This is a genomic window from Amycolatopsis thailandensis (assembly GCF_042723255.1).
GTDB classification, from domain to species: domain Bacteria; phylum Actinomycetota; class Actinomycetes; order Mycobacteriales; family Pseudonocardiaceae; genus Amycolatopsis; species Amycolatopsis thailandensis.
The window spans coordinates 1-7,769 of record NZ_JBHXJK010000125.1 but is presented as its reverse complement, the minus strand read 5'-3'; the positions used below and the strand labels follow the sequence as shown (position 1 = coordinate 7,769).

The following is a 7,769-nucleotide window of genomic DNA, read 5'->3' as shown; positions in this document are numbered from 1 at the left end:
CCATACCCCGCCCTGGTGCTGTTGTTATTTTGCGCGCCCCCAATTGCTTTTTTTGTTGTGTTGGCCACCCCTTATGACACTTCAGGAGCGGGAAAGCACCGCCATGGCGGCATTGTGACCGGGGATGCCCGAGACGCCACCACCCCGTACGGCGCCCGCGCCACAGAGCAGCACCCGCTCGTGTTCAGTCTCGACGCCCCAACGACCCACCTGAGCGGGATCGGCCGCATAGGGCCACGACAGATCGCGATGGAAGATGTGTCCCGCGGGCAATCCCAGCTCGGCTTCGAGGTCCAGCGGTGTCTTCGCCTCGACGCACGACCGGCCGTCCGGCGCGCGCAGCACGCAATCCTCGATCGGCTCGGCCAGCACACTGTCCAAAGAGGACAAAGTCGCTCGCAACGCCTCTTCGCGCGCGGCCTCGTTGCGTCCCTCGAACAGCCGCGCCGGCATGTGCAGCCCGAACAAGGTCAGCGTCTGCACACCGGCGGCCTGCTCGGCCGGGCCGAGGATCGACGGGTCGGTCAGCGAGTGACAGTAAATCTCACACGGCGGCAGTGAAGGGATCTCGCCCGCGGCGGCCTCGGCGTAAGCCGTCGCCAGTTGCCCGTAACCCTCGTTGACATGGAACGTGCCCCCGAACGCCTCGCGCGGATCGACGCTCGCATCGCGCAGCCGGGGCAGCCGTGACAGCACCATGTTCACCTTGAGCTGCGCGCCTTCCGGCGCCTCAGGCGGCTCCTCCCCCAGCAACCGGGCAAGGGTTCGCGGCGCGACGTTCGACAGCACGTGCCCGCCGCGCACGGTGAACTCGTCGTCACCGAGCCGATAGCGCACCGAACCGTCCGGATCGAGGGACAGCACCTCGGCGCCGGTCACCAGCCGCGCCCCCGCCGTCCGCGCGGCCGACGCGAGCGCCCCGGTCACCGCGCCCATCCCGCCCACCGGCACGTCCCAGTCGCCGGTTTCATTGCCGATCACGTGGTAGAGCAGGCAAAGGTTCTGCCGGAAGTCGCCGGCGTCGGCGAAGGTCCCGATCAGCGCGTCGGTCAGGACGACGCCGCGGACGGTGTCGTCGCCGAACATCCGGACGAGTGTTTCCGCGATCGGCCGTTCGAACAGCGCGTCCCAGGCCTCCGGCTCGATCCGCGAACGCAGCTCCGCGCGGGAGACCAGCGGCTCGGTCAGCGTCGAGAACGTCGCCTCGGCGACCCGGGAGGTCATCGCGTAGAACCGTCGCCACGCTTCGAAGTCCTTTGTGGACCCGGTGAGCGCGGAGAACGACGCCGAAGTGCGACCGTCGTCGCCCGTGTCGACAAGGAGACCGCCGGTGCCGACAGGCGTGTACGACGACATCCGCCGTCGCCGGAGATCGAGTGCGAGCCCGAGGTCCGCGATGATCTTGCGCGGCAGCAGGCTCACCAGGTACGAGTACCGCGAAAGCCGGACGTCGACGCCGGGAAAGGCCCGGAACGACACCGCCGCGCCGCCGACCTCGTCCCGGCGTTCCAGCACCAGCACCGAGCGGCCGGCCCTGGCCAGATAGGCGGCCGCCACCAGGCCGTTGTGCCCACCACCGACGATCACGGCGTCGTACGACTCCATCCAAGGCCTCCCAGCGAGAACGACAGTGCGCCGCGGTCATCGTGACCGCGGCGCACCGCCCTTCGCAAGGACTCAGAAGGTGATGGAGAAGCCTTCGATCGTCCCGCTGTCGAACCGGTAGACGTCACGGACCCGCAGTTTCCAGGTCCCGTTCGCCGGTTCGGACGAGGCGTTCACCGTGTACGACGTGTGCACGCCGCTCGCCTCGCCGATCCCTCCCGCCTGCTTGAGGCCGAACACCGCACCGCTCGGCCCGATCAGGTCTATCGCCAGGTCACCGGTGTAGGTGTGCGCGATGTCGACCTTGACCGGCAGCGTCGCCGACGCCTTGCCGTCGCAGCCTTCCTGCGTCACCGAACTGGTCACCGCGTCACCCGCGTCCGGAATGGACACCGGTGTCGTGTTGGATTTGGCCCCGCACTTCGGTCCGGGGCCGCCTCCGCCGATGAACGAGACGTTCAGCAGCTTGTTCACCGTTCCGCTCGGCAGGCCCTTGAGCACGCCGTCCGAGGAGTTGTTCACCAGCGCGTCCCGCGTCTGCTGCGCGGTGGCGCCGGAGTTCGCGGCGAGGTACAGCGCCGCGGCACCGGCCACGTGCGGCGTGGCCATCGAAGTCCCGCTCATGTTCGCCGAACCACCGTTGGACGTGGACAGCGACGTGATGTTGCTGCCAGGGGCGAAGATGTCCACGCACGAACTGTGGTTGGAGAACGAGGACTTGTTGTCGTTCTCGTCCGAGGCGCCGACCGTGATCGCCTCGGGGATGCGGGCGGGGCTGACGTTGCAGGCGTTCTGGTTCTCGTTGCCCGCCGCCACCACGTAGACGAAGCCCGCCGCGATGGACTTCTTGATGACGTCGTCGCCGAGGCCGACCTGGTCCATCCGCAGGCTCAGGTTCGCCACCGCCGGTTTGGTGCCGTTCGAGGTCAGCCACTCCGCCGCGTCCACGATGGCGGAGTCGGGGCCGTTGCCCGAACAGTCGTTGCCGAGCACCTTCAGCCCGACGAGCTTGACCTTCTTGGCCACGCCGTAGGTCTTGCTGCCGATGGTGCCCGCGGTGTGACTGCCGTGCCCGTTGCAGTCCTTGCCGTTGCCGCCCACGAAGTCCTTGCCGATGGACGCGCGCCCCTCGTACTCGGGGTTCTCCGGGTTGATCCCGGTGTCGAGGTCGTACGCGGTGACGCCCTCACCCGTGTTCGGGTACGTGAAGCTCTTGTCGCGCGGCAGGTTCTTCTGGTCGATGCGGTCGAGGCCCCAGGTGGGGTTGGTCTGGGTGCCGACGGCACGCGCGGTGCCGTCCTGGTAGACCGCCTTGACCGCAGGATCCGCCGCGAGGCGCCGGGCCTGCTGCTCCGACAGGCCCTTGACCGAGAACCCGCGGAGCACGGTCTTGTACGCCGACCGGACTTCGCCGCCGTAGCGGCTGGTCAGCGAAGCCGAAGACTGCTCGACGGCCATGGTGCCGACCTCGTGAAGCACGACGATGTACTGGTCCCCGTAGTGCTGGTTCGCCTGCACGACAACGCCTTCCGCCTGCGCGGCGACGGCGTTGCCGGCGGCGAGCGCGGCGAGTGCGATGGCCGCGAAGGCCACCACACCGCCGCGCACGCCGCGGCGCATCAGAGACCTGCCACGTTCAGCAGTTTGTTGGTCGAGCCGGAACCGGGGCTGGTCACGACACCGTTGGTGGCGGCGGCGGCCAGACCGGAGGCCACGGCGGCGGGGTTGGCCGACGGGTGCGAGGTCAGGTAGATCGCGGCCGCGCCGGCGACGTGCGGCGTCGCCATCGAGGTCCCGCTCATCTGCTGGGTACCGCCACCGTTGCGCAGCGAGGTGATGTTGGTGCCGGGCGCGAAGATGTCGGTGCAGCTGCCGTAGTTCGAGAACGTGGACCGGCGGTCGTCGTTCTGCGTGGCGTTGACCGTGATGGCCTCCTTCACGCGCGCCGGGCTGGTGCTGCAGGCGTTCGTGTTGGAATTCCCGGAGGCCACCGTGTTGGTGATGCCCGCCGAGACCGCGCGGCGCACGGCGGCGTCGACGCCGTTGTCGGCCGGGCCACCGAGGCTCATGGTGAGCACCGACGGGCCCTTGGCGTTCTTGATGACCCAGTCGATCCCGCTGATGATCTGCGAGTACTGGCCGCTGCCCTGGCAGTTCAGCACGCGGACCGCGACGATCTTGGCGCCCTTGGCCACGCCGTAGGTGGCGCTGCCGACCGTTCCGGCGACGTGCGTGCCGTGGCCCTGGCAGTCCTTGGCGTCGGCGTCGTTGTCGATGAAGTCGTACCCGCTGGAGGCGCGGCCGCCGAATTCGGACTGGCGGTAGTCGACGCCGGTGTCGACGACGTAGACCGTCGCCCCCGCCCCGTCGTTCGGGTAGGTGTACTTCTTGTCCAGCGGCAGCTTCTGCTGGTCGATCCGGTCCAGGCCCCAGGTCGGGTTGTTCTGGGTGCCGGTGATGTGCGCGACGGCGTCCTGCTGGACGAAGTCCACGTTGGGGTCGGCGGCGAGGCGTTTGGCCTGCGCCTCGGTCATCTTCACCGAGAAGCCGTTCAGCGCGGCGCCGTAGGTCGCCTTCACCTGGCCGCCGTACTTGGCCGCGAGACCGGCGTCGCCGCTCTTCAACGAGACGATGTACCCGTCCGTGACCGCTCCCGGCGCACCGGCGCCGAGGATCTGCCCCTCGGCGGCCGTCGCCGACCCGGCGAAGGCCAGCGAGGCCGTCACACAGGCCCCGGCGAGCACCGCACCAGCGATCCGGTGACGTCGAAGTTCTCCACGCATTTCCTGAGCTCCGTTCACTCGAACAGGTGGTTCGCGTCGGCGAGAATCCGGGCCGACGCCGTGACGAGCAGTCACGCTGGAATCACTTTCGGGTGGCGGTACCTGCACGAACAAGCGAGGCAACGGTCCGTAGGACTACGTATCTAATAGGGAAAATCACCATCCCTACGAAAGTTGTGTGACCGTCCGAGCGGGTTCCGTGAGCACTGAATCCGCGCTTAAGCTGCGTTCACTCGAACGGTGTTGTTCGTGAAGCGGGGGTGACCCGGCATGGTGATCGGTGGCTGCCGACGCAGGACGAGCTCGCCAGTTCTCGTCGGCCGTGAAGCTGAACTACGCGAGCTCCTCGACGGCGCGATGCGCTCGCCGTCCGTGCTCATGCTCGAAGGCGAAGCGGGCGTGGGCAAGACCCGGCTCGCCACCGAACTGCTGGCCTGCCCCGAACTGGCCGGACGGCCGGTCTTCACCGGAAGCTGCCAGCCGTTGCGCGAGCCTTTCCCCTACGGCGTCGTCTTCGACGCGCTCAAGGACGTCCGCCCGGCGCGCGAACTCAACCCCGTGACCGGCGTGCTCGCGCCCTACCTGCCGGAACTCGCGGCCTTCCTGCCCGAGCCGCCCGCCCGGCTCGGCGATCCCCGCGCCGAACGGCACCGGCTCTTCCGCGCCGTCCGGGAGCTGCTCTGCGCGCTGGGCCCGCACATCCTCCTCATCGAAGACCTCCACTGGGCGGACGACGGCTCCCGGCGCCTGCTGCGGTTCCTGATGACCGACCCGCCCGCGGGCCTGACCCTCCTGCTCACCTACCGGCGTGAAGAGACGCCCGGCGGCATCCCGCTCGGCAGCGCCTACCGGCCCGCGCCCGGCACCACGCACGTACCCGTCACGCTCCGTCCGCTGGACCGCGACGGCGTCCAGGCGCTGGTGTCGGCCCTGCTCGGCGAGGCGAACGTGTCGGCCGAGTTCGCCGCGCGACTGCACGAGCGCACCGCGGGGCTCCCGTTCGTGGTCGAGGAGATCGTGCACGCCATCGGGGGTGTCGAGGGCGCGGTGCACGCCGACGGCGCGACCGCGCGACGCCTGCTGGACACGGTCGAAGTCCCCGCGCTGCTGCGGGAAGCGACCGTCGAGCGCCTCATCGCGCTGCCGTCGGCGGCGCGGCGGATCACCGAGGCCGCCGCCGTCCTCGGCACACCGTCCACTTCGGACCTGCTGACCGCCGCGGCCGCGATCGCCCCCGAACGCGCCCGCCGCGCGCTCGTCCTCGCGCTCGAACGCAACGTCCTGGTGGAGAGCGGTGAAGGCACCTACGGCTTCCGGCACGCGTTCGCCCAGCAAGCCGTGTACCGCGCCATTCCCGGCCCCGATCGCCAGGAGCTGCACCGGCGGGCGTCGCGGCTGCTGCGCGACCGCCTCCCGCAGTCCCTGGTGCGGCTCGCCGAACACTGCCGCAAAGCCGGCGACCGGGCCGGCGCCCTGAAGTACGGCGAAGCGGCCGCGGATCAGGCGTCGACGGTCGGCGATCTCGCCACCGCGACGGACCTGCTCCGCACCCTGCTCGACGAACCGGGCCTGCAACCGTCCGATGTGGACAGACTGGCGGTCAAGTTCAGCTCGGTGGCGTGCAACGGCCTCGCGCAGGCCGAGGTCGTCCCCGCGCTGGAGCGGCTGCTCACCGACGGCAGGCTGTCCGGACGGCTGAGCGGCGAGGTCCGGCTTGGCCTCGGGCTCCTGCTGGTGCGCCAGGCAGGCGGGCTGGAGGCGGCGAGGACCGAGATCGAGATCGCCGTCAACGACCTCTCCGACCGGCCCGACCTGGCCGGACGCGGGATGGGCGTGCTCGCCCAGCCGTGGGTCGGCGCGACGCCGCTGCGGGAACACCGGCGATGGATGGACCGGGTGGACGGCCTCATCGACCAAGCCACCGATCGGCGGCTGAAGATCATCCTGCTGGCCAACAACGCGGCGTCCCGGCTGCACATCGGGGACGCGCGCGGCTGGGACATGCTGGACCGGGCGCCCACCAGCGTCGGTTCGCCCGACGAGCAACGGCATCTTTCGCGGCTGCACTGCAACATCGCGGACGCCTGCGCCTGGACGGGCCACCACCGGCGGGCCAGGAGCCTGCTGCGCAGCGGGCTGCAGCTGGCCGCCGACTGCGGGGCGCCGTACGTCGTCAGCACCGCCAGCGCGACCGCCGTCCACACCGACTGGCTCACCGGGAACTGGGACGGCCTCGCCGAACGGGCCGACGCGCTGATCGACGAGTACCGCGACCTCCTGCCCGTGACCAGCGAACTGTGCCTGGTGCTGGGCCTGCTCGCCGCCGCCCGCGGCGAATGGGACGAGGCCGCCGCCCGGTTCGCCGGGACCGCGGCGGACCAGCCGGAGAACGCGTTCACGCCGGTCGTGATCGCGGCGCACGCCGGGATGGCGGGCATGCTGCTCGCGCAGGACCTCGGCGAAGCCGCCGTCACCCAGGCCGAAAAGGGACTGGAACTCTTGCGCGCCAAGGGTGTCTGGGCCTGGGGCGCGGATCTGCTCATGGCCGCCGTCGACGCGTACTGCGTCACCGGCCGGGAAGACCAGGCGGAGGCGCTGACCGACGAGTTCGAACGCGAGATCGGCGGTCTCGACGCGCCGTCCACCCATGCCGCGCTGGCCGCGAACCGCGGGCTCGTCTCGGCGGCCCGGGGCGACCACGCGACCGCGATCAAGGCCTTCGAGCAGGCGCGTACCCGGTTCGAAGCCCTCCCCGCGCCGTATCACGCGGCGCTGATCGCCGAACGGGCCGCGCGGTGCCGCCTGGCCGGGAACGAGGACGTCGCCGAGACGTTCGCCGCGCTCGCCGAAGCGTTCGACCGGCTCGGCGCCACCCGCGACGCCGCTCGATGCCGTCACGCGTTCCGGTCCACCGGCGCGGTCGCCCCGTCGCGACGCGGCCGCCGTGGGTACGGCGACGAACTGTCCCCGCGCGAACGCGACGTCGCCCGCCTGCTGGCCGCCGGGCACACCAACCGGGAGATCGCCGAGGTGCTGTTCCTGTCGCGGCGCACGGTGGAACAGCACGTCGCGAGTGTTCTGCGGAAGCTGAAGGTGCGGTCGCGGAGTGAGCTGGCGGGCCTGCGGTCCGCCTAGACGGCGGCCGCAGTCGGCAGTACCTACTGGACCTGAGGCACGGTCCGTGAAGGCCTCCTTGAGGGACTCTGGGTCCCTCAAGGAGGCCTTCACGGACTCGGCGATCGCCACTTTCGCCCCACAGGCACCAGTAGTCACAGCGGCCGCGCGTGAAGGCCCCCTTCCCTCGGCTGAGCCGAGGAAACTCGACCTTCACACCTTGCCAAGTACATGAAGGCCCCCTTCCTTGCGCCTAGCGCAAGGAAG

The 7,769-nt window shown here is 70.2% G+C and carries 4 protein-coding genes; 1 reads left to right on the top strand and 3 read right to left on the bottom strand.

Annotated elements, in window-relative coordinates; translation table 11 throughout:
- Positions 1–81 precede the first annotated feature (81 nt).
- From ACFWMR_RS34090 to ACFWMR_RS34080, 3 genes are all read right to left on the bottom strand, one after another.
- The gene (locus ACFWMR_RS34090) at positions 82–1,605 is read right to left on the bottom strand and encodes a phytoene desaturase family protein (protein WP_378381362.1); all 1,524 of its coding nucleotides are present in this window, start codon (positions 1,603–1,605) and stop codon (positions 82–84) included.
- 72 nt (positions 1,606–1,677) lie between these two features.
- Entirely contained in the window at positions 1,678–3,225 is a 1,548-nt protein-coding gene (locus ACFWMR_RS34085) for a S8 family peptidase (protein WP_378381361.1), read from the bottom strand.
- On the bottom strand, positions 3,225–4,388 hold the full coding sequence (locus ACFWMR_RS34080) for a S8 family peptidase (RefSeq protein WP_378381360.1): 1,164 nt from the start codon (positions 4,386–4,388) through the stop codon (positions 3,225–3,227). The genes ACFWMR_RS34085 and ACFWMR_RS34080 overlap by 1 nt, the downstream gene beginning before the upstream one ends.
- Before the next feature lie 270 nt (positions 4,389–4,658).
- Here ACFWMR_RS34080 and ACFWMR_RS34075 point away from each other — a divergent pair, with 270 nt between their 5' ends.
- On the top strand, positions 4,659–7,523 hold the full coding sequence (locus tag ACFWMR_RS34075; RefSeq protein ID WP_378381359.1) for an ATP-binding protein: 2,865 nt from the start codon (positions 4,659–4,661) through the stop codon (positions 7,521–7,523).
- The last annotated feature ends 246 nt before the right edge of the window (positions 7,524–7,769 follow it).

Excerpts from the sequence above, each read along its gene's own strand:
- ACFWMR_RS34090 (WP_378381362.1), bottom strand. The coding sequence starts at position 1,605 with ATGGAGTCGTACGACGCCGTGATCGTCGGTGGTGGGCACAACGGCCTG.
- ACFWMR_RS34085 (WP_378381361.1), bottom strand. The coding sequence starts at position 3,225 with ATGCGCCGCGGCGTGCGCGGCGGTGTGGTGGCCTTCGCGGCCATCGCA.
- ACFWMR_RS34080 (WP_378381360.1), bottom strand. The coding sequence starts at position 4,388 with ATGCGTGGAGAACTTCGACGTCACCGGATCGCTGGTGCGGTGCTCGCC.
- ACFWMR_RS34075 (WP_378381359.1), top strand. The coding sequence starts at position 4,659 with ATGGTGATCGGTGGCTGCCGACGCAGGACGAGCTCGCCAGTTCTCGTC.